The sequence below is a fragment of the Vibrio sp. 03-59-1 genome (genome assembly GCF_013114135.1).
GTDB lineage: Bacteria > Pseudomonadota > Gammaproteobacteria > Enterobacterales > Vibrionaceae > Vibrio > Vibrio cortegadensis.
The window spans coordinates 22,710-45,813 of the sequence record NZ_VTYA01000009.1 but is presented as its reverse complement, the minus strand read 5'-3'; the positions used below and the strand labels follow the sequence as shown (position 1 = coordinate 45,813).

Genomic DNA, 23,104 nt, shown 5'->3' with positions numbered 1-23,104 from the left:
CCCAGTCATAGGCTCATATTGTGGAAAGACATTGTTATGGAAAACATAGTTACAGAAACTATTGTTATAGAAGCTATTGAGATGGAAGCTATTGTTAAGGAAGACGTGTGATGGAAAGAACTACTTTCTGTCGCGAGTCCGTCTTCTCTCTCTACCCATACCACGTAAACGACGCACTTTTGTACGTCGTTTTATCTTCTGAGATTCACGGTAGATAATGCGAATAAATAGAATAAGTCCAATCAGTAGCAAAACTGAAAATACGCTCATAAAACTTTCGCATAACCAGTCTGGTTTACAAGGAAGGTAAATTTCAAATTCCATGAATCCTCCTAACCTATTTAGTGGCTAATTAATGGAACTATTTACTCATTAATTAACTCACCTCTTAACCTGTTGAATCTCAGTGATGTCTTTATGGTATTGGTTTACTCTTGTTCTTCACCTAGCAACCAATCTTGTCGCTGCTGTTTGTCTAAAAATGTCCAAGCCACAAAACGGCTGACTTTTTGGCCTTGGCTCATCTCTACAAATTTAACTGATCGTGCCCCTACTTTTTCAAGTAGCACTCGCGTTTGATCAACATGTTCACCTTTCGACATCAAGGTAGTAAACCACAACACTTGATGTGCATAATCCGCACTCTCTTTGACCATCTTCGCGATGAACTCGGCTTCACCACCTGGACACCATAACTCATTGTTCTGGCCACCAAAGTTAAGTATAGGCGCTTTTGATGATGACGCTTTCAAATTAGCCGTCTCTTTGAACGGTTTTCCTTGAATGGCGCGTCCGCCACGTTTTACTTTATTGGCATTTAAGTTGTCAATTTTTCGCTGACTGCCTTGCTGCGCTTCTTCTTGAGACTTATGGAATGGTGGATTACATACCGTTATGTCATAGCGTTCTTTTTTCTTGATCACACCCTTAAAAATAGAATCAGAGTCATTTTGTAAGCGACACTGGATTCGGCCTTTCAAATGCGGGTTTGTGCTTGCGATGAAACTTGCCATCTTGATTGATAGCGGATCAACGTCACTTGCAACAAAGCGCCAACCATATTCACTGACACCAATAATTGGATAGATGCAGTTTGCACCCATACCGATATCAAGAGCGGTAACAGATTTATGATTAAACTCAGCCCCATCCAATTCATCATTAATTAAGTCAGCAACGCGATGAATATAATCCGCTCGCCCTGGAATGGGTGGACATAAGTAGCCTTCAGGAATATCCCAATGCTTCACGCCATAATGATGAGCAAGCAACGATTTGTTCAGCATTTTGACCGCTACTGGATTCGAGAAATCAATGCTCGATTCCCCCATCGGGTTCTTAATAATGTGCGCACTTAATTCAGGTAGTGCTTGAGCAAGGACAACGAAGTCATAACGACCTTTATGCTGGTTACGAACATGTAAGCCATCTTTACCCTTTAATTTAGGTGCTGAACGCTTGCCGCCGTGTTTGCCGTGGGGTTTATTACCGCCGGCTTTATTTCTGCTTGGTTTATTACTGCCCGGTTTATTACTGCTAGGGGTATTCCCACTAGGCTTGTTGCGAGAATCTGATTTTTTAAAATTCGGGTTCTTCGTGTTCGGTCTCTTTGCCTGTGAGTTCGACGCTTTTGATTGATTAGAACCCGTTTTGCTAGACTCACTTTTATCTGTCATTGAAGGTTGAGCTGACGCTTTTTGTGAGCGACGGTTCTTTGAATTCGACTTTTGTGACACCGTCACCCCATCACTACTCTTATTAAGAGATAACGTTTTTTTCGGCTCGGTTGTAGACGTTTGTTTTGATTGAGTCATATTTTACTACTGCTTATTTTGTTCATTTTTCAGATCAACGTAGATCATAAAAAGACGAGCATCAAGTTCTAGCTGATGATAGTCAGGGGTCATGTGGCAACACAGTTTGTAGAAAGCTTTATCATGTTCTTTCTCTTTAATATGAGCAATTTCATGAATCACCAACATTCTTAACAGTGGCTCAGGAGCGGTTTTAAAGACACTCGCAATTCTAATTTCATTCTTTGATTTTATTTTGCCGCCATGCACTTTTGCTACATAGGTATGGAGCCCTAACGCATTATTGATCAAGTGGATCTTGCTATCATAAACCACCTTACTGATCGGTGAGGTTTTCTTCATGTAACGATTCTTGATATCCATCGCGTATTCAAATAACGCTTTCTCACTTTTAATGGTGTGATTTTCTGGATATCGCTGTTCAAACCAAGGAATAAGCTTCTCAGTCTGTATTAGCTGTTCCACTTGAGTGACGATATTTTTTGGATAACCGTTTATATAGCGTAATGAGGGATGCATAACTAATCTTGTAACTTCGCATGGCTGTGTCGATATTGACGCGCAGTGTACCCTATCCGCCTTTTCTATTCACCTCAGATTCGTTACACTCGCAACCCATAATTTATATCGCCGGATTTAGGAAGGTTATTTCCATGAAACGTATTGTTCTTTATGTTGCCGATAAGTGCCCACATTGCAAAGATGCCCAACGCTATTTGGATTCTAAGGGCATCACATATCGCCTAACCAATGCTAAAATGCAACGTGGACGCAAAGAACTACAAGCAATGGGGGCTCGTTCAATTCCTGTACTAAAAATTGGCGATCAAGTCATGGTTGGCTGGAATCAAAAGAACTTCGATAAAATGTACAACGCCTAAGGTTTGATTCAAATAAAGCAGTATGGCGAATCATACATACTGCTTTACAAAGTTGATAAAAGTTCGATCCGCATTAGATAAATACCCCTCTTTTCGCCAAGCTATCGCTAAATCCAAGTGCACCGGTTCTTCAAATGGAATCGCTACCACGTCTGGTTCATTCTCTGTCACAATTTCTAGCAAAGCGGTTATCGCAAATTCTCGCCTTACGATATTCAAAATCATCGGCAACAGGTTCGTTTCAAATGAAAACTTCGGCGTAAAGCCAAACTCGTCGCACAGCTTGTCTATGAATTCACGGTGAAAATAGGTTGTTTTAAACATCACTAACTCTTGATCAAAGAACTGCTCATAAGAGATAGAAGCCTGTTTTGCGAACGGATGTTGCACCCCGACCACTGCGACCATTTGTGAACTCAAAAGCGGATCAACATCCAGCTCATCAGGCACATCTTCGTTAAGGATAACGCCGATGTCGAGATCGCCATCCACCAGCATTTGCCGTATTGCTTGAGTGCCTGCATTGATGACGGTCATTTTAAGGTTTGGATAGAGGTTTTTAAACGCCATCACAACTTCAGGCAAAAAATATGAGCCGACCATGCTAGGAGCGCCAAGCCTGACCTCTCCTTTTTCAAGCCCTTTCAACTCCGCCATTGCTAATACCGCATCATCAATTTGTTGAACAATACGCTTTGCGTGTTCAAGAAGAACGTTCCCTTCATGGGTCAGCGTCACTTTTCGATCATTGCGCCTAAATAGCTCAAGTGCGAGCTGCTGTTCAAACTTTTTGATTGAAATGGAAAGTGCAGGTTGAGCAATATGCAGAGACTCCGCTGCACGTGTAAAGTTCTGATGCTCTGCAACGGCAAGAAAGTGTTTAAGCTGTCGAGAATCCATTATGTCCTTTCCATATAAAAAATATATCAACTAAATAAATTTAATATATTTCATTAATTCACAAACCACTGATAACTTGATCACATTGGCTATCATTTAAATTTTCCGTGTAGTGTCACCTTAGTCACTGCACACCTAAGCAAGTCCGTAATAGCCCGCTAATTCACTACAGATACGATATTTAAGGAATCATCATGATCGAGTTAGGCAGCAAGCAGTATTTCAAAGTCACCGCCGGACTTGCGCTTGGTTCATTTATTGTGTTTTGTAACCTTTATCTTTTTCAACCAATGCTGCCTTACATGGCCGATCACTTTGGCGTTACAGAAACTCAAGTCAACTGGTTATTCGCAGCTACAACACTGGTACTCGCTGTCAGTTTAGTCCCGTGGGCGATAAGCTCTGAAGCGTTTGGTAGACGACGTATTTTACTTATTGGTCTGTTTTCAATTCCGATGATTGGCGCGCTGATGTTGATAGGTGACAGCTTGCTGTTCTTAATTGCAGCACGAGCACTGATGGGACTTGTGCTTGCGGCTTTCGCTTCTGTCGCCGTCGCCTACATGGTAGAAGAACTCTCTCCCACGGCTTTTACTCAAGCCATCGGGGGATACATTGCGGCAAATTCCCTTGGTGGAATTACAGGCCGAATTTTAGGTGGTGTGCTTACCGACTCCTTTAGCTGGCAATGGGCGGTAGGTGTTATCGCTGTTTTTAGCTTGTTTGGGGCTATCGCGGTCTACTTCTTACTACCGAAACAGAAAAATTTCACACCTCAGCGAGGGATGTTTTTCCATCATAATCGTGCACTCATTACTCACATTCGCAACAAAACCATCTGGTTAGCCATGCTCATCGGTGGCGTGAATTTCGCCCTATTCGTTAATCTATATTCGGTCATGGGTTTTCGTCTGGTATCCGAACCGCATAACTTGCCTATTAGCCTCGCGTCTCTGATTTTCCTCTGTTATTTAGCCGGAACTTTCAGCTCAAAACTGAGTGGACGTTGGAGCCGTCAATACAACCCAATCACTGGCATGTCTATCGGCGCAGTCATTAGCATGCTAGGAATGTGGATAGCCGTAATCGATGAGCTTCCCTTTATGATTTTAGGGCTAATGCTCATTAGTTTTGGCGCATTTTTCACCCATACTCTCGCTTATGGTTGGGTGAGTCAGCAAGCCACAACCGCGAAAGCGACGGCAACTGCGATGTATCTCGGGCACTACTATATTGGAGGAAGCTTAGGTGGATTCATGTTGCTCTATTGCTGGCAAGTAGCAAGTTGGGGCGGTGTTATCACCGGAGGAATGATCCTGTATGCGCTCGTTTTCTTTCTTTGCTTTAAATTGCAGTCTCGTCAGACTGACCTTTCCTCTTTCTCGAATGCAAAAACATAAACTGGTTAAGCATCTGCGTGGTATTCTTGTCGGTAATAATCAAAAATAATATCAATGGAATCACGCAATGCCTTCCCAAAGCTCAACACCTTCGACACAACAAGTCCACGACCAAGTTAAGCAGTGGTTAGATGACGTAGTAATCGGCCTTAATCTCTGCCCTTTTGCCGCTAAACCACAGCGTAATAAACAGATCAAGATTTTTGTTAGCGAAGCAGAAACCGAAGAGACACTGCTAGAAGATATTCTTCAACAGTTCATGATCCTTGAATCTAAAACGGCAAAAGAGTTAGAAACAACGTTGGTTGTCGTTCCCAACATGCTGCAAGATTTCTTCGATTACAATATGTTCATCGACTGGATTGAAGCGTTGATAAAACAGCAAGAGTGGGATGGCACTTTCCAACTTGCGACTTTCCACCCAGACTACTGCTTTGGTGGCGCGGATCCTGAAGATGATGAGAACCTGACCAACCGTTCTCCTTATCCTGTGTTTCATTTGATTCGTGAAGAGAGCATGGAAAAAGTGCTGAAACACTACCCAAATCCAGAAGCGATCCCAGATACAAACATCGCCCGTGTTGAGTCACTCACGGCGGAAGAGCGTCGTAAACTCTTCCCATACTTGTTCTCGTAATATCAATACAGTCTAAGCCGTTCATACAATAACAGTGTTCATCGCCCGATTTTAGAAAGCAGTTTCAGAGTGCAGTTCTAGGGTGCAGCTTGCTTCCCTCTTTGGTAGAATCGGCGGCTGAACTAATAAATGGACACTGTCATGCATCTTTCTCAACTTACCTCAGATATCTTTCAACACCTTTACCGCGATATCGAAGAATTTCGTAGCACGTTTGACCTTCCAGTTGCTGACCCAGCAAGTTTAGACAGCAAAGCTGACACATTGCATACATCACTTGCTATTGAAGAGTTAACAGAACTAGCGGAAGCAGATTGTAAAACAGAACAAGCGGATGCCATTGTTGATAGTGTATATGTACTAATGGGTCGTTTGGTTCATCTAGGCAATGACAAAATTGAAGATAATATTGCGATCAATTACCTGATTGATTTATTACTCAACGTTGCAAAAAATCGCGCGTTTGAATTTGTAGCGTGCTGGGACGAAGTGCATTCAAGCAATATGAGTAAAGTTTGTCGTAACGAAACCGAATATCAAGAGACGGAAGCTTTTTACGCACAACAAGGTATCAAGCTAATGGCCGTACAAAAAGGCGACTACATCATTGCCAAGTGTGCTGAAGATTTTGTTTCTGAAGGCAAAACGATTCGTCAGGGTAAAGTTTTAAAATCGGTATATTACCGCCCGGCTGATTTAGCGCCTCTGACAAAATAATCTTCCATTTGAGCCATGATCGTAGAGCTGAAATAAAGCCCCTACCCTTGTCTCACAATGAAATATCTCGAAGCAGTTGCACTTTATCCAAAAATTAAGTGCGGCTGCTTTTCTACTTCTATACGCTTAACTTCTGTCTTAAACACCGCACTGAGTTTTTCAGCTTGCAGTACTTCGTCTGTACTCCCGAAACTTTCCATTACCCCTTTATCAAGCAGCAAGACTTTATGCGCATGACGCAACGTACGATTGAGATCGTGATTGGCCATCACCACGCTGATACCTAGTGCTGTGATTTTATCGATGAGTTGATAGAGCAACGCCTCTTGACCAATATCTAAAGGCGCCGCAGGTTCATCAAGAATCATCAGTTTTGCATATGGGTTGAGTGTCGGCCAAACCTGTAGGCACATCGCCGCTAGCCTAACACGCTGCCATTCCCCACCTGAAAGTTGCTGTATTGAGCGATGCAGCTTATCTTGGATTTGAAGCAATTCGCACAATTCATCGAGAACAATATTTACCCGTTGCCAATCCCCCTTAACACAATTTGGAACTGACAAAGACAAGAATTGAAAGACTTCAAGACTGAATGAAGGACGTGCAGACTGGCTCAGATAAGCACGATGTAACGCAAGATCGGCAAGACTCATCTTACTGACTTCATGTTCATCAATGAAAACTTGCCCTTTCACAATAGAAGATGTGCCAACTATGCCCGACATCGCTTCTAAAAGTGTGCTTTTTCCGCTCCCATTAGGCCCGATAACATGAACAATTTCACCTTTATCAAATTGAAATGATAAGGGTAATAACCGAGAACCAACACTGACGTTTTGTACTCTAATCATGGTTTTTCACCAGCATCCAGATAAAAATCGGCGCTCCAATGGTTGTCGTCATTACGCCGAGTGGTAGTTCCGCAGAATTCAAAAGTGTTCTCGCCAAAATATCGGAAAAGACAAGTAGCGCTGCGCCAGTAATGGCAGATAACGGTAACAGATAGCGATTTTCTGTTCCAAACGCTAAGCGCAAAAGGTGCGGTACAACTAAGCCAACAAAGCTGATTACCCCACCCAGAGCCACTGAACACCCAACCAAAATGGAAACCGCCAAAATCAGTCGCCACCTTAACGAAGCGACATTCACCCCAAGTTGCGCTGCATGGGTTTCGCCGATCATCAATTTATCGAGTTTGCTGCCCTGCAAGCATAGCCAAACCATCACTGGCAATATGACCATCGACAAGGAGTGATGATACCAACTGACGCCACCTAAACTGCCCATAAGCCAATACATCAATAATCGAAGGCTTAGGTCATCACTAAAATAGAATGCCCATGTCACCATCGCGCCAGAAAGAATGCCTAAAGCAACGCCCACGAGTAGCAAGCGTGCTGTGGTGAGCTTCATCGCTCTCGCCATACTGACCAGTATTAATGTGAAACAGAGAGATCCCAAGATCGCAGCGACCATGAATATTTCAGGCGTTGGGGCGAAGGGTAAGAAGAATAGCACAATCACCATTGCCAAACTCGCACCACCAGAGATGCCTAATACTCCGGGTTCAGCGAGTACGTTGCCTAGTAGTACTTGTAAACTGGCTCCAGAAACCGCAAGTGCAGAACCGATAGCAATAGCGGCAAGTAATCGTGGTAATCGAAGATCGACCAATAATTTATGTTCTAACGGTGAGATATCACCAAAAGGGGAAATAAACAGATCACCAACCATGAGATACGCGCAACTAAAGGCAACGAGTAGAAGACTCATCAAACCAATATAGCGTCTCCATCGGATCTGTTTTTGAAGAATAAGTTGTTGAAAATCCATATCACAATACTTTGCGTAAACAGGCTTAACTGTACCGTTAAGCCCTTAGAATAGAAAGTATTGTGACGGGAAAAATAGTTTAATCGTAGACCAATTGATCGTTTTCGTAGCGCGTTTCCACTTCACAAACCATCAATGCTGCTCGTTGGCCAACGGAAACGTTACGGTTTGGAAAAACAACCGCTTCATTGTCATTCTTTGCCATTAGAGGTTTATCACCATCATGACCAAATACTTCACCATGCTTGAAGCAAGTAAAGTTCTCCACATCATCACTGAACATGAAATCAAAATCATCATGCAAACGGACAATGGTTCGACTGACACGATACGTTGTCGAACGTTTTGGTAGGTGCTCAGGCTCGGCAGTCGCAATTAAGTTACGCAGAGCCAAATCAAATGCAGTAAGTTTGTCTAAATCATTCTCGCCAATTCGAGCAACTCGACCAAGTTCCAACGTTAGCGCTTGGGCAGAGAAGTTTTCTGCACTGTACCAACTGAAAGTGCTCGAAGGTGAGTTCGACAATAAGACAGCTTCTATATGTGAGCTATCAATGAACTCAAACAGCTCTCTGCCACGCACTTTATGGCGAACTTTTGGACTTACGGCAAATGAATAGTGTTTTGACAAACGGATCGCGCAATGTAGATCAAGATGCCAACGAGATGTCACTTCCGTTCCAGCATAGAACTGCGTGACGATCTGTTTTAGTTGATCGGCAATCGCCAACTCTAGCGTAGGTTCACGAGGTTTATCATCGAACAATCGGTTTAAGTTTTCATCAATAAATCGCGTATGCGCATTGGTTGCTTGAGGATGAGCAATAATAAATAGACACCTAGCATTCAGGGTCTGAAATCCTGTCTCAACATCTTCTATTAACTTATCAACTAATTCCATTGGTGACGTTTCATCGCCATGGATACCACAAGAAATGATTATATTTTTGCTGCTTGTACTTAAATCGGCAGGGATCACTTCAAGAACACCACGTTGGTGTAAAATCAGCTGAGCACCAGAATCGAGCATACACTGCTTTGCAGGCATATCTTGGTCTAAGTCTAAGCTGTCAAAAAGAAATGATTGGCGAAAGAGGGACTTCGTCATGCGTTACTCCTTTATTGCACAGCGGTATGTTAATGAATTGTACGTGCGATTTATGTAGGTGAGATCGCACTTATTGATAACCATTCGTTCATTCACCGTAAATAATATTGCTCTTCGCTTTGGGCGTACAAATATTAATCAATTAATTATATCAATACAGAGTCATAATAATTTTATGACTCTGTCTGTTTACCCGTTTTAATACGCTATATTAAAACACTGTCACTTATTTTTCGACTTCTTATCAAGCAAGAGCTCAAATTCATTGATTTTTTCTGCAACCATATCAATGCTTTGTTGCCAGAATGTTGTTTGTGTGAGATCCATTCCTAAATGTTTCTCGACAGCCTCTTCCGCCATCATGCTGCCTGTGTCACGCAATAACGCTAAATAATCATGGTAGAAGTCGTCGCCTTTATCTTCACGCTGTGCATAAACACCTTTACTAAATAAGTAACCGAATAAATACGGGTAGTTATAAAAACTGGTGGTTGAGATGCTGAAGTGTAATTTGCTCGCCCAGAAATAGGTATCCGCTTCTGACATCGCATCGCCATACCACTCTTTCCAACAGGTCTCCATCAACTCACACAGTTGTTCTGCGGTAAGCTCACCATGCTGGCGTTGTTCGTAGAAGGCTTTTTCAAATTCGAAACGAACAGGGATATTAACCAACAGTGCAAGTGACGTCGAAAGCTCTTCCCACAACATCTCTAACTTTTCATCATCGGTTTGTGCTTGTTGCAGCAGTGAATCACGAACAATATTTTCAGCGAATATAGAGGCAGTTTCCGCCAGCGTCATTGGGTAACGGGTTTGGCACAATGGCATATCCCGCATGACCCAGTTGTGGAACGCGTGTCCGAGTTCGTGCGCTAAAGTCATCAAATCTGAACGACTCCCACTCCAAGTCATAAAGACAAGTGGGCTACGAGTCGCCGATAATTTTGTGCAGTAAGCACCTAAGCGTTTGTTTGCCGCTGGGGCCGCCTCAATCCAACCGTTTTCAACCATCATCTCAACAAAGCTCGCCATCTCTGGATCGACACTTTCAAATGCCTCTTTGATCACCTCAATCGCTTCATCAAATAGGTATACCTTTGCTTGCTTCTCACCCAGCGGCGGCATTGCGGCTAAATGGTTCCAAGGTTTCATTTCATCTAAACCATGGACTTTTGCCATTAGTTTTCCGGCTTTCTGACCAATATGGCGATTGTTTTTTGCCGTACTCATTAGAGCATCTAAGGTTTCAGGCGTAATGCGGCTGCCATGAAGACTCGGTTCAAGGAAATGTATATCGCGATCTTTTGACCGCTTTTGATATTCAGTATGTCGCCACCCTGATAAAGCATTCAAAATGGATGCGAATGTCTCTTGATGGGTTTTCATACCCGCTTGAATCGCTCGCCATGCTGGTTCTTGTTTATCGAAATCGCTGCCATACAGAATACTCGCGGCTTGCGAAAAGCCCATCGCTTCATCATCGGCTTCTGCTGATTTAAGCGTCACTTGCAAAGAGCCCGTTAAGTTGTTGTATAACCGACCCCAAGCATCTCGCCCATCCACTTTCATTGCTGATAATAACTGCTCTTCAGCAATACTTAATTTTGTATCCGCTTGCTTCCTCAAACATTCGATCTGAAACGCCTGTCCAGATACATCAGCACTTGCGTGGTTAAGTACCGAATCAATAAAGTCTTGGCTAGCGTGAGTCAAAACGTTTTCATATGGGCTGAATGCTTGGTCCATATCCGAGTTTAATTTAGCCACTCGTCCCATCAGGTTTTTGGCCTTTGCGTGCTTAGCATCGACAGAGGCAAAACAAGTGGCGAAGGTATTGATCGTCGCAAGTAATGTTCCAGCGGCTTCCGTGGTTTGAATGGCATTTTGCATCGCAATGACGGTTTCGCGCTTTTCAGTATGTAGATGAAGTAGCTCAATACATTGTTGAACCAATTCGATATCTTGCTCAATTTTTGTATCGTCTAAGCCTTTGTAGGCAATACTGAGATCCCAGCTAGGTGCTGTCATGTTCTATCCTTTATCTGTTGTTGGCCATGCATTTGATCCTATGCAGTTCACACGGACCCAGTATTGACCTTCTTTTATCTGATTATCATTTTCCAGGCTGTATTCTTCAAAATCGGTTGTCTCACTAGCTGCTGAATTAGTATCTGCTTTATTTGATCCATCCATCGCTAAATATGAGACTTGTATATGGGTAATCGAAGCGTTGGCGATGGCTAAAGTTGAATATAGCTTGGCGTTTTGCCAGTCTAGTTCCAGCAAATGCGCCAAAAGCATTCTGATCACCCCGCCATGAGTCACCACAAGTAAATGGTCATCATTGCGTTGTAGTATTTGTTCCCATCCTTGAATGATTCGGTGATGAAAATCATTAAGCGTTTCAGCGTTCGGCAGTTGATGATTTGCTGGATCTTGCCAAAAGCTCTCAAGAACGGCCCACTGCGAGGAGAGTTGACTAAACGCAACCCCATCGACATCACCAAATGACATCTCTTGAATCTGTGGCATTAACTGCAGTTGACAGCCTAAAATAGGAGCAATGCGTTCCGCTAATTTGGCACAGCGTTGCAGAGGCGAACTGGTGATATGGTCGAATTGAATCTGACTTTCGATAATAGCTTTAGCGATATTTTTTTGCGTCAATTCAGACACAGCAACATCCGTTTGACCATTCAGTGCTGCGTCACCGACAGCTTGCCCGTGGCGCAATAAATAGATGTTTTTACATTTCATTTCACGCTTCATCACTGACACTCTCTAGGCCGATTTCAATGTTAGCGGCAATCCAGCGGCCACCAAAGTGACATTGCTGCATACCTTGGCTAAGGCTTGGTTCATCCAACCTGCATGATCGACAAAAACGCGAGACACTTCTCCTAGTGGGACCACCCCTAGCCCAACTTCATTGGATACGAAATACAAAGACGCAGGGCTACTTTCCACCACTTGTACCAACTGTTGCACTCGTCGCTGAATTCGATCCGAATCCAATTCCGAGCCTAAGTCAAAAATGACGTTGTTGAGCCACAATGTTAAGCAGTCGACTAAAACCGTGTCTTCAGGTGTAAAGGTGGCAAGCAATTCAGGTAACGCGACAGGACACTCATGCTCGCGCCACTCTTCTCCACGAGTTTTCTGATGGTGTACGATACGATCTTTCATCTCATCATCAAAAGCGATGGCGGTTGCAACGTAATGAAGCGTTTTTGATTCTACAGCCGCCTCTTGCTTTGCTTTCGATTCTGAAAAGCTCGACTTCCCAGAACGTGCACCACCTAGAATTAAATGCTTTTCCACTCGATTTCTCTTATTCAAGGACTGTTATCCAATAATTCATATCTACTGGTTCATGTCTAACGATTCTTTTAACGACTCTACCCAATATGCCTCTGCTTATATATACATTCCACCAGTACAAGAGCTGAATGTTAGTGCTTTTATTGGGTAAATTGGTAAAGAACAGCCACAATTACGAAATAGATGAGTAACTCCATCAACTGCTGCGCGGCCCCTAAACAATCTCCGGTAAATCCACCGATTCGAGAGATAAGCCAGCGTTTAAACCACCAGCGAAATATTATTGCAGAGATGATTAAGGCGACGATGAATAGCTCTGGTTTCATGAATAGCCCTGGTTTCATAAATAGCTCTGGCTTCAAGCCGTGAGCAACGGCCAAACTGAGATCATCAATGGGGAGGCTAAAAAGCATCAAACTCACTAAACCACAAAAAATAAGAAAACCCAGTTCACCTGCGCGCTGTTTATTCGCTAATGGTTTGCTTTTACTTGTATCAGCATCGCTCACGTATTTCATGTCGAAGATAAGGCTGGCGGCTACAGTTCGACTTAACGTATGAGCCGCAATTAAAGTCACCATCAGAAACGTAGGAACATAGCCTTCACTCTGCAAACTGAGCAAATCGGCTATCGTAATTAACAACAGTAACTTCCCGACTAATGCCATCACGAGCGTAGCCGCACCATAGGTACCAATTCGGCTATCTTTCATAATCAGCAGGCGACGTTCGACCGTCATCCCACCGCCAATTCCATCCGCCATATCGGTTAAGCCATCTTCATGGAAAGCTCCCGTTAATAACAGGCTGAACACCATCATCATCAATATTGCGATTTGGATTGGCACAAGAAAACTGCATAGATACAACACAAAGGAACAAAGACAGCCGATAACTGCACCCACGAGTGCAAAATACCGTCCAGATCGATTCATTCTCTCATCTGAATATGGTGTATCTGCTGGAATAGGAATTCGAGAAAAGAAACTCAATGACAGGAGAAAGAGTTCTCGCTGATATTTAAGCCAGTTCAGCGTGTTTGTTCCTAATTGCATTAAGCTTGGTCTCCAGGGGCTTGATCTTCAAAATCATTGCCTACAGAAGCTTCATTTACAGAAACGGTAACTCCAGCACTCTCAAAACTTGCCATATGCGTATAAAAATCCGCTGCGGCTTTTATCAATGGCAGAGCAAGAGCTGCGCCTGTACCTTCTCCCAAACGCAAACCGAGATCCAACAAGGGTTTTGCATCGAGTAACTCTAAGACCATTTTATGCCCAGATTCTTCAGAGCGGTGCGCAAAAATCATATAGTCACGACAATTGGGTTCGATAAGCGTGACGACGTAAGCCGCAACTGAAACGATAAAACCGTCGACCACTATAGGCGTTCTCTTTTCAAATGCACCAAGAAATGCCCCTACCATCTGAACAATTTCAAATCCCCCGACTTCGGATAACACATGTTGAGGATCTGAATGAAGACAACGCTGAACGCCTTGTGATACTGAGTTTATCTTTATTCGCAATTGCTCTGAATTAATACCCGTTCCCAAACCCACGCAATCTTCGACAGGGTGATTGGTCAAAGCGGCTAAAATCGCAGAGGCACTGCTGGTATTTCCAATACCCATCTCACCAAACATAATCAAATTGCATCCGGCATCAATGGTTTGCTGTGCGATACGTTTACCCAATTGAATGCCGAGATCGACTTGTTCAGCCGTCATCGCTGAGGTGTGGGTAAAGTTTTCAGTTCTGGTTCCTAAACGTTGCAAGGTAAGTTGAGAGGACTCGATATCGACCGGAATTAAAATACCACAATCTACCACATGAAAATCAATATCATTGACTCGGCAGAAACCGTTAATCGCGGCCCCACCTTGCAAGAAATTCATTACCATCTGCTGTGTTACCGCACTTGGTGCAATACTGACACCTTCATCAGCAACGCCATGATCGCCAGCAAATACCAAAATAGACGGCTTATGTATTTGGATTTCAGTAACGGCGGACTCTTGTCCCTGACTCTGGATAAGAGCAAGTTGATGAGCGACGTCTTCTAACATCCCTAATGCACCAATTGGTTTGGTTTTCTGGTCAATTCGATGTTGAATTTGTGGTGAATAAGAGCGATTTAAGCTCATAGAGCATCCTTGTCTATTTAGAGGCGTTGATTTAGTAATAGTTTACCTGTTATTCAAGCACTTAATCCACCATAGAATCTCGAAAGCAATAGCACCTTGAAAACAATGTATTTTGAAAACAATGCATCTTGAAAACAATGCATCTCGAAAGCAATAGCATCTCAAAAACGATAGAATCTCGAATGTCCTGTTCTCAAAAAGCGAAGCATTATGACGTAAACCGATCGCTCAACAACAATTAACCTCCTATATTCAGTTTGAATACGTCATTCATCTTCGTAAAGTCATGATTACCTGATATAAAATTATAATGGCATGAAGAATGCTTTATTTTTGATTGAACAACAGGTTCAAATGGAGGCCATTATGTTTGCCAATCAAAATAGTAAGAAAACAAAGAAAAGCCGATCACCTCAGTCAAAACCAAAAAAGAAAATCCCTTTTTCATTACTCTGAATGGTGACCAATACTTTGAACGGGCGTGTTCATCACAGACATCCCTCCCCATTAACTCTACATTAATAGGAATGTCTTTATTACAGGTAATGAATAGATGAGTATTCGTGGTGACAATACACACGTGATTATTGCAGGCGCTTCTGGCCTAATCGGACAAGATCTCCTGCATCGCCTCAACAGTGAAAGTGCAATTAGTTCTATTTACGCGCTGAGTCGTCGCCCGTTGAACATTCATCAATCACAAGCCAGTGCACCCGACAAAGTCCACACCATTATTGACAACGAGTTACGAGTTACTCAATGGGATGACTCATTCGAAAAACCTAGCATTGGGTTTATCTGTTTGGGTACGACGCTTAAACAAGCAGGCAGTAAACAAGCCTTAGAAAAAGTGGATTATGATCTTGTGTGTCACGTTGCCCAAACCATGCTTCTACTTGGAGTAAAGCGTATTGCTGTTGTTTCAAGCTACGGTGCAACAAAAAATTCGCTTTCTCATTACCTAAAATGTAAAGGAAAGATGGAACAAACCGTCTCAAAAATGGGTTTCGAACAAGTGGTATTTATGCGCCCGGGGCCATTGGTTGGCGTTCGCACTACCCCGCGCAGTGACGAGAAGATGCTTCAATTCGTTATGAAGTTCATTAAGCCGTTGATGTTAGGGAAATTCGCTAATTTTATCCCGATCCCAGCAGAAGACGTCGCGCAAGCTATGCTGTTTAAAATGTTTCAGCCTCAGCACCATTCGATTGATATTTTAAATTCAATCGAAATGAGAGCCTTACTGTCGAAATATCAATAAACTAGGCTCTAAAATAAAAACATCCACACGGCGGCGGATGTTTTATTAACTCTTGATGAAGCTTCACTGTTAACGAACAATTACCACATCAAATCGTCAGGTACGACGAAATCTTTGTATGGGTCATCTTCATCTGGCGCTTCTTCGGTCACTTGAATCTCGATGATCGTCTCTTGATCACGCATTGCAATCTTTTCAGCCACAACGCTAGGAATAATCGCGTAACTTTCTTCATCACGAGCAAGGCTTAGCAGACCATTCGCAAGTTGCTTACGAGTCATCTCATCGACATAAAGCGATTTCACAGTAGTGCCATCAGTAAAGTTATATTTTACTTCACCATTATTGACGACAATCTTGTTCATGCTGATAAGCTGCTTAACCTGAGCTTTAAACTCTTTTGCAAGTTGTTGCTCTTTCATCTTCAGGCTTAGCTCTTTATCACGTTCTACTTGAGCCACTTTATTAGCTTCAACCGCTTCACGCGCTTCTTTCGCTTGAACTCGTGATTTTTTAGAACCTTTCTTCGCTTTCTTTAGTTTCTTTTCATTAACCAAGCCAGCTTTTAGCATCTGTTCTTGTAAACTTAACTTTGACATGGGATTTCCGATCAACGTATTTTAAAAAATTATCTTATAATACCTGTTTTCCCGCCAATCAAAAACCTCACAAGTTCATTTGCTCGCCACTCGGTCAAAAGCTAAGCAATCTACATAATGTTGCACGGCCTTATTTGCTATGTGCGCCCTTGAGTGCTCTAATATCAGCAATGAATTTAGTGACTTGGTAACTAACAATGCAGCAAGAGAATCAACCAACATACTTCTTCTTCGATTATGAGACTTGGGGCGTGAGTCCTGCCAAGGATCGTCCAAGCCAGTTTGCTGGTGTACGTACCGACCAAGATTTCAATATTATTGGTGAACCTCTTGTTATTTACTGCCAACTACCATCAGATTATCTGCCGGGGCCAGAAGCGGCTTTAATTACTCGAATCACGCCACAGAAAGCGATGAAAGAAGGCCTCCCTGAACCTGAATTTATCGCTAAAATTCATGCTGAACTGTCAAAGCCAAATACCACCAGCTTGGGTTACAACAGCATTCGATTCGATGATGAAGTGACACGCTATACTTGTTACCGTAACTTTATCGATCCGTATGCATGGAGCTGGCAGAACGGCAACTCTCGCTGGGATCTGCTCGATGTAATGCGTGCCTGTCATGCTTTACGCCCTGAGGGGATTGTTTGGCCTGAGAACGATGAAGGCTACCCAAGCTTTAAACTTGAGCACCTTTCAAAAGCGAATGGCATCGAACATGAAAATGCCCATGATGCGATGGCCGATGTGATCGCAACGATTGAGCTGGCGAAAAAGCTCAAAGCAGCACAACCTAAGATGTTCGATTATCTCTACAACATGCGCCACAAACGCAAACTGAACGAGCTGGTGGACATCGTGAACATGACTCCTCTGATGCATGTTTCAGGTATGCTTGGTCGAGATTGTTCCTACACAAGTTGGATTGTGCCTGTTGCTTGGCATCCAACTAATAACAATGCCGTCATTGTTGTTGATTTAGCAAAAGATCCAACCCCACTTTTTGATCTAGATATTGATCAACTGCATAAACGTATGTTTACCAAGCGTGACGATCTCGCAGCGGATGAACTTCCTGTTCCAGTTAAATTAGTCCATTTGAATAAATGCCCAATTCTGGCACCGGCTAAAACGTTGACCGCAGAAAATGCAGCCAACATTGGCATTGACCGTGAGCAGTGCTTAAAACACTTGGCTTTATTGAGACAGAATCCTGAGATCCGTGAAAAGCTGATTGGTCTGCACAACATTGAGCGTCAATTTGAATCGTCTGATGATGTAGATACTAAATTATACGAAGGCTTTTTCTCTCCAGCGGACAAAGCTTCGATGGACATTATTCGTCAAGCCGATCCACAAAATCTTGGATCTCTTGATATTACATTCCGAGATCCGCGAATTGAGCCACTGTTATTCCGCTACCGTGCGCGTAACTACCCTTGGACACTCAGTGAGTCAGAACAACAACGCTGGGCAAACCATAGTCGCGAGTACTTCGAAAGTCGTATTGAAAGTTATATGCTTAATCTGGAAAACTTAGTTCACGAACATGAAAGTGACGAAAAGAAGATCGCTCTTTTAAAATCGGTATACCAGTACGTGGAGAAACTCGTCTCTTAAGTACAAAATACGCTTATCTTCTATGGAACATATCTCACTATGGCGAAAACGCTTCTTGGCTACATTGTCTCTTTTGCATTGATATTAGGATCCCTTTCCGCTGGGCTTGGGATCCAGCATTTACTGTCACTCTCAATTCCTGGCAGTGTCATTGGCATGCTTATTCTTTTCGGGTTAATGGCCTCTGGCTTAGTTCCGGTACATTGGGTTCAACCTTCTGCAAGCCTACTCATCCGTTTTATGATACTGCTGTTTGTGCCCATCAGTGTCGGGCTCATGGAACATTTCGATATGCTGCTGAATAACGCTCTGCCGATTATGGCCAGTGCAGTTGGCGGTACTCTTATTGTTTTAGTGAGCTTAGGTTGGGGTTTAGACCGATTTTTGAAGAAGGGGAACAAGTAATGTGGTTACTCGTTACGATTGCCGTTTTCCTATTCGCTCGATGGCTTAGCATAAAATCAAATAGCCCGATTATGAATCCATTGCTGATCAGCATTGCGATCATTATACCGCTGCTGACTTTCTTGAAAGTTCCATTTGAAACGTACTATGCAGATAATGAATGGATCAGCTTTTTGCTTCAGCCTGCAGTTGTTGCCCTCGCTTATCCATTGTATGAGCAACTTCCACAAATACGTGCGAATTGGCGCATCATCATGCTTGCTTGTGGCGTTGGCAGCGTGCTGTCTATGCTGAGTGCCACGCTAATTGCTGTTTATTTTTCCGCAGACATGACACTAATAGCAAGTTTGTTAGGCAAATCGGTCACCACCCCAATTGCGATGGAAGTCTCAAGCCACTTAGGGGGAGAACCTGCAATCGCCGCGATTTTGGTGCTCATTGTGGGATTGTTTGGAGCGATTGCTGCCTACCCTATCTATAGCTTACTGAATATCACACACCCGATTGCAAAAGGTTTAACCATGGGAACCGTTTCTCATGCATTAGGCACTGCGACATGTGCAGAAACCGATCCCAAAGATGCTGCGTTTAGCTCTTTGGCCTTAGTTCTGTGCGGTGTGATTACTTCTATTCTTGCGCCCTCTTTCTTTGATTTGGCCGTTTGGCTATCAAATTAAGACTAAGTTTTCAAATTAAGACCAAGCTTTCAAATGAAGACTAGGCTTTCAGTCATAAAGGCGTTGATTCTCTAATCTCGCCTTAGATATGGTCAATTAATCATCAGCGATTGACCATTTACTTCTTATCCTCTTTAATTTCGCCCACTTTGTGTCGCAGTCAGGGGCACCAATACATGACGTGAATAACAATTTTTCCCTTGTAATCGTTATCATGTGTGACCTCACTCTAATATTGCAACAGAACACCTCGTTACATTTAATAATGTGACCTGCACCTCAGCATCATTTTGCTGATGTCATAGAATTAACTTCAACGCTTATACAAGGATTCACCATGAAGAGTCGCATTATTCAGGCATTAGAAGCCGCACCAACTAACATTACAGAGTTCTTATCTCCTATTCTTCTTGCTGACAATTTTGATGCGACAATATCAAAAGAGCAGTTTGATGAGCTTCTTTCTATTACTCAAATGAAAGATAACGAACTGCGCATTGCACTACTGCCATTTGCTGCGGCTTACTCTTACGCACCAATCTCCAAATTTTATGTTGGAGCGGTAGTTCGAGGTCTTTCTGGCCGTTTGTATTTCGGTGCAAACATGGAAGTGGCTGGCGCACAACTTGGTCAAACTGTTCACGCAGAACAGTCGGCTATCAGCCACGCTTGGATGAAAGGTGAAGAAGGACTGAGCGACATTACCATCAACTTTAGCCCATGTGGCCACTGTCGCCAGTTTATGAACGAACTGACAACAGCAAAAGAGTTGATGATCCAACTTCCAGAACGCGAAGAGATGTCACTTCAACAGTACCTTCCAGATTCATTCGGCCCTGCTGATCTTGGTATTACTTCTGGCTTGATGACAAAAACTGATCACCAAGCAACCACATCTGAAAGTGATCCACTTATTGTCAGTGCTCTGGGTGCTTTAAACCGTAGCCATGCGCCTTACACTAAAAACCTTAGTGGTGTCGCGATTAAAGTGAGCAACGGAAATACTTACCTAGGCGCTTACGCTGAAAATGCAGCATTCAACCCTAGCCTACCACCACTTCAAGTTGCGATTGTACAACTACTGATGGCTGGTAATGATATTCAGGATATTGAATCTGCTGCTCTAGTTGAAATGTCAGAAGGGGCAATCAGCCACCTTGCAGACACTCAGTCTACACTTGAAGCGATTAACCCTGATATCCCTGTTAGTTATGCTGCGCTGTAATTCGAGACGCTCATAATCAAGCGATGTTGAAGTAACGATACATCACTCAGCATCGTAATGATTACATTTTGAGAAAGACGCTATTCATTAGCGTCTTTTTTTACGTTTAAAATTTCACCGAACAGTTGCGCAAACGTTTGCTTCTTGATTTGAATGCAGTATTATCGCCGCAGTCATTTTCTGAAAAGCATAAATTTAAGGGTTAACATGTTTGGTACAGCTACGCGCAAAAGCGCAACTCGTGTTCTATTACTAGGTTCTGGCGAGCTTGGTAAAGAAGTCGCCATTGAATGTCAGCGGTTGGGTTTAGAGGTCATTGCGTGTGATCGCTACCCTAACGCTCCTGCAATGCATGTCGCGCACCGTAGCCATGTTCTAGATATGTTAGATGGTAAAGCTCTGGAGAAAGTCATCGAGCTTGAAAAACCAGATTATGTTGTTCCTGAGATTGAAGCGATTGCTACTGATAAGCTGGTCGAATTAGAAGCGAATGGATTAAATGTGGTGCCTAGTGCGAAAGCGACTCTGCTGACGATGAACCGTGAAGGGATCCGCCGCTTAGCTGCCGAAGAGTTATCACTCCCAACCTCTCCTTATCGCTTTGCAGATTCTTATGAAGATTTTGTTTCCGCCGTTGAGTTTGTCGGTCTACCTTGTGTCGTCAAACCTGTCATGAGTTCGTCAGGTAAGGGACAAAGTGTCATAAAAACCGATAATGACGTTGATTGTGCCTGGAATTATGCACAAGAAGGCGGACGCACTGGCGCTGGTCGAGTCATCGTTGAAGGCTTTATCGATTTTGATTATGAAATAACGCTGCTGACGGTGCGTGCTGTCGATGGTGTACATTTTTGTGCGCCTGTTGGACATCGTCAAGAAGATGGCGACTACCGTGAATCGTGGCAGCCTCAGCGTATGTCTGAAAGTGCGCTTAAAGAAGCTCAGCGTGTCGCAGAGTCGGTAGTTAATGCGCTAGGCGGTTATGGCATCTTTGGGGTAGAACTGTTTGTAAAAGGCGATAACGTTGTTTTCAATGAAGTCTCTCCACGCCCACATGATACCGGAATGGTCACGCTGATTTCTCAAGAGTTGTCTGAATTTGCTCTGCATGTTCGAGCGTTCACTGGTATGCCAATCAACACCATTACTCAATATGGTCCGTCGGCATCTGCTGTTGTTCTTGCGGCTGGTACTTCGGACAACATCTGCTTTGACGGTTTGCAGGATGCACTGGCAATGCCTCAAACTCAAATCAGATTATTTGGGAAACCGGACATTGATGGAACGCGTCGTCTAGGTGTGGCATTGACTCGCCGTGAGACTATCGAAGAAGCCGTAGACGCTGCCATACTGAGTGCCAGTAAGGTTACTATTCATTTCTAGGCCAACAATGTTAGGAATGCTATCGAGTCTGTGCTTGATGAATATTTGCTAGCTAGGTTTTGTTTAGATCGGTTCTGGTTAGATCGGTTCTGGTTAGATCGGTTCTGGATAGATAGATTTTGGCTAAATAAGCCCTTACTGAATGAACTTTTGCTGCAAAGCGTTAGGTTTCCACTAGGATTCCTTTCCACTAAGCCTTTGCAGCAAATATTACATTGTTACGCCGTCACTAAAGATTCACACGGTTTCAGCACTATTTTGCTTCTAACAGCCAAACCTCTTCTGCAAATCGACTCAGCCCTTTTTTAATTCGTGGGTGATTCTCGTCAGCATCATCTCTATAAAGGTGTGTAATAGTAAAATCGTCAAACAGTGTCTTGATCTCTGCATGCGGAACACTGAATGGAGGCCCTGCCATCTCTTCTTGTGCGTAATCTAAGCCTACCAGTAGTATCTTTCCTCCTGGTTTCAACACGCTTTTCAGTTTTTCAACATAAGCTTGACGCATAGATTCAGGCATAGCGATCAAAGCCGCTCGGTCATAAATCAACTCAACATCATCAATTGGCGCATTGAAATAGTCCCCAGCATAGATATCAAGTTCATCAAACTGATAGCGTTCATATTGGCCGTTCATCGTTGTCACTAATGGCGTGTACAAATGCTCAGCAAACAGAGCCCGCACAGCAATTTTGCTCAACTCAACGCCTTGTACACTATCGTGCTTAGACGCCAACCAGATCAAATCTTCGCTTTTACCACACATAGGAACAAAAACGTTTTGTGTGCGTGATGGATCTAACGCTTGCCAAAACTGAGTTAAAAGAGGGTTTACATCTTCTAAATGGAAGCCAATTTGATTCGCGGCCCATTTATTATGCCAAAATTCAGGATCGTTCATGTTTAATTCATATTCACTGTAGATAATGGATACATCAAATAGAGAGTAACTGATTACAAGCTCAGACAAAACCTTCGCATTAAATTGACATACGAAAGAAGAGGTTTGTTACTCTCTGTTTTAACAGAAATAAAGTGCAATGTAGCTCACATTTTATTGATGTATTAAGACTTCAGGGTTGGTTTTAGTTTTTCTACCCCAAGGTCATTAATAGTTAAATTTGGTTATACAGTTAGATTTCTTGAAAACACGTTACTGCCTTTAAGTGCCC

Annotated in this window: 23 protein-coding genes and 2 pseudogenes; 10 read left to right on the top strand and 15 right to left on the bottom strand. The window is 43.1% G+C overall.

The window, feature by feature from the left end:
* Window positions 1–120 precede the first annotated feature (120 nt).
* The 3 genes from F0249_RS10795 to F0249_RS10785 all read right to left on the bottom strand — a co-directional run bounded on the left by F0249_RS10795 (window position 121) and on the right by F0249_RS10785 (window position 2,333).
* A complete protein-coding gene (locus F0249_RS10795) occupies window positions 121–324 on the bottom strand; it encodes a hypothetical protein (protein WP_084654949.1) in 204 nt (67 codons plus the stop codon).
* Between the two features lie 104 nt (window positions 325–428).
* Window positions 429–1,814: a 23S rRNA (adenine(1618)-N(6))-methyltransferase RlmF gene (gene rlmF / locus F0249_RS10790; RefSeq protein ID WP_171756675.1), complete on the bottom strand. Its 1,386-nt coding sequence runs from the start codon at window positions 1,812–1,814 to the stop codon at window positions 429–431.
* Between the two features lie 6 nt (window positions 1,815–1,820).
* Window positions 1,821–2,333 (bottom strand): YgjP-like metallopeptidase domain-containing protein, encoded by a 513-nt coding sequence (locus tag F0249_RS10785; RefSeq protein ID WP_171756674.1) that lies wholly within the window; start codon window positions 2,331–2,333, stop codon window positions 1,821–1,823.
* A gap of 134 nt (window positions 2,334–2,467) precedes the next feature.
* Here F0249_RS10785 and F0249_RS10780 point away from each other — a divergent pair, with 134 nt between their 5' ends.
* Window positions 2,468–2,695 carry a glutaredoxin family protein gene (locus tag F0249_RS10780; protein WP_171756673.1) on the top strand — a complete coding sequence of 76 codons (228 nt, stop codon included), beginning with the start codon at window positions 2,468–2,470 and terminating at the stop codon, window positions 2,693–2,695.
* Between the two features lie 30 nt (window positions 2,696–2,725).
* On the opposite strand, the gene F0249_RS10775 is transcribed toward F0249_RS10780, so the two are convergent.
* Complete coding sequence (locus tag F0249_RS10775) at window positions 2,726–3,595, bottom strand: LysR family transcriptional regulator (protein ID WP_171756672.1); 870 nt, start codon at window positions 3,593–3,595, stop codon at window positions 2,726–2,728.
* Between the two features lie 194 nt (window positions 3,596–3,789).
* Here F0249_RS10775 and F0249_RS10770 point away from each other — a divergent pair, with 194 nt between their 5' ends.
* The 3 genes from F0249_RS10770 to F0249_RS10760 all read left to right on the top strand — a co-directional run bounded on the left by F0249_RS10770 (window position 3,790) and on the right by F0249_RS10760 (window position 6,349).
* A complete protein-coding gene (locus F0249_RS10770) occupies window positions 3,790–4,995 on the top strand; it encodes an MFS transporter (protein WP_171756671.1) in 1,206 nt (401 codons plus the stop codon).
* 67 nt (window positions 4,996–5,062) lie between these two features.
* Complete coding sequence (locus F0249_RS10765; RefSeq protein ID WP_017052290.1) at window positions 5,063–5,632, top strand: DUF1415 domain-containing protein; 570 nt, start codon at window positions 5,063–5,065, stop codon at window positions 5,630–5,632.
* A gap of 141 nt (window positions 5,633–5,773) precedes the next feature.
* The gene (locus F0249_RS10760) at window positions 5,774–6,349 is read left to right on the top strand and encodes a nucleoside triphosphate pyrophosphohydrolase family protein (RefSeq protein ID WP_171756670.1); all 576 of its coding nucleotides are present in this window, start codon (window positions 5,774–5,776) and stop codon (window positions 6,347–6,349) included.
* An 83-nt stretch (window positions 6,350–6,432) separates the two neighbouring features.
* Here the strand turns inward: F0249_RS10760 and btuD are convergent, their stop codons facing one another.
* The 8 genes and pseudogenes from btuD to cobT all read right to left on the bottom strand — a co-directional run bounded on the left by btuD (window position 6,433) and on the right by cobT (window position 14,760).
* Window positions 6,433–7,200, bottom strand: a complete 768-nt coding sequence (gene btuD / locus F0249_RS10755; RefSeq protein WP_171756669.1) for a vitamin B12 ABC transporter ATP-binding protein BtuD — start codon at window positions 7,198–7,200, stop codon at window positions 6,433–6,435.
* Entirely contained in the window at window positions 7,193–8,182 is a 990-nt protein-coding gene (btuC, locus tag F0249_RS10750) for a vitamin B12 ABC transporter permease BtuC (RefSeq protein ID WP_171756668.1), read from the bottom strand. The genes btuD and btuC overlap by 8 nt, the downstream gene beginning before the upstream one ends.
* 79 nt (window positions 8,183–8,261) lie before the next feature.
* Window positions 8,262–9,290: a succinylglutamate desuccinylase gene (locus F0249_RS10745; protein ID WP_113795694.1), complete on the bottom strand. Its 1,029-nt coding sequence runs from the start codon at window positions 9,288–9,290 to the stop codon at window positions 8,262–8,264.
* A 222-nt stretch (window positions 9,291–9,512) separates the two neighbouring features.
* On the bottom strand, window positions 9,513–11,321 hold the full coding sequence (locus F0249_RS10740; protein WP_171756667.1) for a M3 family oligoendopeptidase: 1,809 nt from the start codon (window positions 11,319–11,321) through the stop codon (window positions 9,513–9,515).
* 174 nt (window positions 11,322–11,495) lie between these two features.
* A pseudogene (locus F0249_RS10735) lies at window positions 11,496–12,050 on the bottom strand (histidine phosphatase family protein); the annotation flags it as partial.
* A gap of 24 nt (window positions 12,051–12,074) precedes the next feature.
* Complete coding sequence (gene cobU, locus F0249_RS10730; protein WP_171756666.1) at window positions 12,075–12,614, bottom strand: bifunctional adenosylcobinamide kinase/adenosylcobinamide-phosphate guanylyltransferase; 540 nt, start codon at window positions 12,612–12,614, stop codon at window positions 12,075–12,077.
* A 140-nt stretch (window positions 12,615–12,754) separates the two neighbouring features.
* On the bottom strand, window positions 12,755–13,669 hold the full coding sequence (locus F0249_RS10725) for an adenosylcobinamide-GDP ribazoletransferase (RefSeq protein WP_171756665.1): 915 nt from the start codon (window positions 13,667–13,669) through the stop codon (window positions 12,755–12,757).
* A complete protein-coding gene (gene cobT / locus F0249_RS10720; RefSeq protein WP_171756664.1) occupies window positions 13,669–14,760 on the bottom strand; it encodes a nicotinate-nucleotide--dimethylbenzimidazole phosphoribosyltransferase in 1,092 nt (363 codons plus the stop codon). The genes F0249_RS10725 and cobT overlap by 1 nt, the downstream gene beginning before the upstream one ends.
* A gap of 553 nt (window positions 14,761–15,313) precedes the next feature.
* Between cobT and F0249_RS10715 the strand changes: the two genes are divergently transcribed.
* Window positions 15,314–16,021 (top strand): NAD(P)H-binding protein, encoded by a 708-nt coding sequence (locus F0249_RS10715; protein WP_171756663.1) that lies wholly within the window; start codon window positions 15,314–15,316, stop codon window positions 16,019–16,021.
* Between the two features lie 80 nt (window positions 16,022–16,101).
* Here the strand turns inward: F0249_RS10715 and F0249_RS10710 are convergent, their stop codons facing one another.
* Window positions 16,102–16,620, bottom strand: a complete 519-nt coding sequence (locus tag F0249_RS10710; RefSeq protein ID WP_171756662.1) for a DUF2058 domain-containing protein — start codon at window positions 16,618–16,620, stop codon at window positions 16,102–16,104.
* A gap of 197 nt (window positions 16,621–16,817) precedes the next feature.
* Between F0249_RS10710 and sbcB the strand changes: the two genes are divergently transcribed.
* From sbcB to purT, 5 genes are all read left to right on the top strand, one after another.
* The gene (gene sbcB / locus F0249_RS10705) at window positions 16,818–18,242 is read left to right on the top strand and encodes an exodeoxyribonuclease I (protein WP_171756661.1); all 1,425 of its coding nucleotides are present in this window, start codon (window positions 16,818–16,820) and stop codon (window positions 18,240–18,242) included.
* A gap of 39 nt (window positions 18,243–18,281) precedes the next feature.
* Complete coding sequence (locus F0249_RS10700) at window positions 18,282–18,647, top strand: CidA/LrgA family protein (protein ID WP_017052304.1); 366 nt, start codon at window positions 18,282–18,284, stop codon at window positions 18,645–18,647.
* On the top strand, window positions 18,647–19,324 hold the full coding sequence (locus F0249_RS10695) for an LrgB family protein (RefSeq protein WP_171756660.1): 678 nt from the start codon (window positions 18,647–18,649) through the stop codon (window positions 19,322–19,324). Before F0249_RS10700 ends, F0249_RS10695 begins: the two co-directional genes overlap by 1 nt.
* A gap of 337 nt (window positions 19,325–19,661) precedes the next feature.
* Window positions 19,662–20,549, top strand: coding sequence for a cytidine deaminase (gene cdd, locus F0249_RS10690; RefSeq protein ID WP_171756659.1), 888 nt, complete (start codon window positions 19,662–19,664; stop codon window positions 20,547–20,549).
* Window positions 20,550–20,756: 207 nt separating this feature from the next.
* On the top strand, window positions 20,757–21,932 hold the full coding sequence (gene purT / locus F0249_RS10685; protein ID WP_171756658.1) for a formate-dependent phosphoribosylglycinamide formyltransferase: 1,176 nt from the start codon (window positions 20,757–20,759) through the stop codon (window positions 21,930–21,932).
* A 52-nt stretch (window positions 21,933–21,984) separates the two neighbouring features.
* Here the strand turns inward: purT and F0249_RS20410 are convergent.
* Both F0249_RS20410 and F0249_RS10675 read right to left on the bottom strand, forming a co-directional pair.
* A pseudogene (locus tag F0249_RS20410) lies at window positions 21,985–22,056 on the bottom strand (pentapeptide repeat-containing protein); the annotation flags it as partial.
* Between the two features lie 129 nt (window positions 22,057–22,185).
* Entirely contained in the window at window positions 22,186–22,833 is a 648-nt protein-coding gene (locus F0249_RS10675; RefSeq protein ID WP_113795739.1) for a thiopurine S-methyltransferase, read from the bottom strand.
* Window positions 22,834–23,104 lie beyond the last annotated feature (271 nt).